This is a genomic window from Loigolactobacillus binensis (assembly GCF_005405165.1).
GTDB classification, from domain to species: Bacteria; Bacillota; Bacilli; order Lactobacillales; family Lactobacillaceae; genus Loigolactobacillus; species Loigolactobacillus binensis.
The window spans coordinates 1-1467 of sequence record NZ_BJDN01000070.1 but is presented as its reverse complement, the minus strand read 5'-3'; the positions used below and the strand labels follow the sequence as shown (position 1 = coordinate 1467).

The 1467-nt window shown below is 42.7% G+C and carries 1 protein-coding gene; it reads right to left on the bottom strand.

What is annotated here, in order from left to right:
* Positions 1–47: 47 nt before the first annotated feature.
* Positions 48–1331 carry an ISL3 family transposase gene (locus tag FFM78_RS13610; RefSeq protein ID WP_137638910.1) on the bottom strand — a complete coding sequence of 428 codons (1284 nt, stop codon included), beginning with the start codon at positions 1329–1331 and terminating at the stop codon, positions 48–50.
* Positions 1332–1467 lie beyond the last annotated feature (136 nt).

Genomic DNA, 1467 nt, shown 5'->3' with positions numbered 1-1467 from the left:
GGCTCTCTGTCAAATCCTGTTGATAGTCAATTTTACAGCATTAGAAGTTATTTAACTTCTAATGCTGTTTTTTTACTTGGTTTGGTCCGCATTTGTTGTAGTTTGATCCGTGAAACTAGATGGTGGTAGTTGCGAAAACCAAAAGCCGTTCGCTGGATCTGTTTGATCATCCGATTGATGCCCTCAATGGGACCGTTCGAGTATTTGAATTCACTGGCATTAAGGATGATCGCTAGGTTCTTTTTGAAGGTTATTAGCGTGGTTTTCATTTTGGGACTGAGCTGCTCATTGTGATTTAAGTAGGTCACAATCCCAGCTTGATCGTGATTCTTCAGACAGGTCATAATGCCTTGCATGGTGGTGTAGGTATTCGCCAACGTTTCATCAAGCTCAAGCCCTAACTGAACGCGTTCTTGCTGGGTCAATTGTTGGCGCAGATGGCGGTCATAAAATAATTGTTTAGCATCAAGCTCCTGTTCGTACTTTAAGTACAGTTTCCAAGCAAATTTTAGCAGCCGATATGCTTTCGTTTGTTTAGGATATTGTTTCATCAGTTGGATCCGACTTTGGTTGAACGCGCGGGTCATCATAGCCACAATGTGGAACCGATCAACGATGATCTTAGCGTTTGGGAAGACGGTGCTCACAATGTCTTGATAGTAACTATTCAGGTCTAAAGTCACGGTTTTAACGCGCTGCCGTACCTTAATATGAAACTGATTAAAGTAAGCTAAAATGCTTTTTTTCAACCGATCCGGTAGGAGCTGTTGAATTTCATGATCCCCAGCACCATTAATACAAATAAAATGGAGGACACCGCCCACACCCCGCACTTCGTCCATGGCCAAATGTTCGGGCAGATAGTTGTAATTCCGCCGAAAGAGCTCGTCATAGTTATCCAAATAGCGACAAACCGTACTGGGTGAGACATTATTATCACGGGCAATACTCTTTTGGGTCCGATCATCTTGTAAGTGCATAAAAATCTTCTGGCGAGTTGCTCGGGAGATATGGCAATATTTATCAACCAGATCGGTCGTTGCCATCACACTAGTTCTACAGTGTTTACAAATCAGGCGCTCTTTGTGCAGCTCTAGATCAACGGGTTCGCTGGCATTGGCAGTGAGATAGGCCACCCGCGAAACGTAGTGACCATTATGATTGAGCTGCTCAAAGCCGCATTGGGGACAACGCTTAAAAGTGGCTTTAACGGTGGCACGATAGACTTTGATTCGTCTGCTTTGTTTGACTTCGTAACTATAATCGAAAAAAATGACGTTTGGGTCCTTAATATTGAGCGCAAATTTTATATGATGGTCTATAGGGTTCACGGTTTTCTCATATCCTTTTAAATGATACTGTTGTGGGTGGATTTTTTGGATGGGGGCTGTGGGCTCTTTTTTGCACAAAAAATCCTGTTAATAGCTTACCACTTTGTAAACGATCAACAGGAAAAAGTATAGAGCC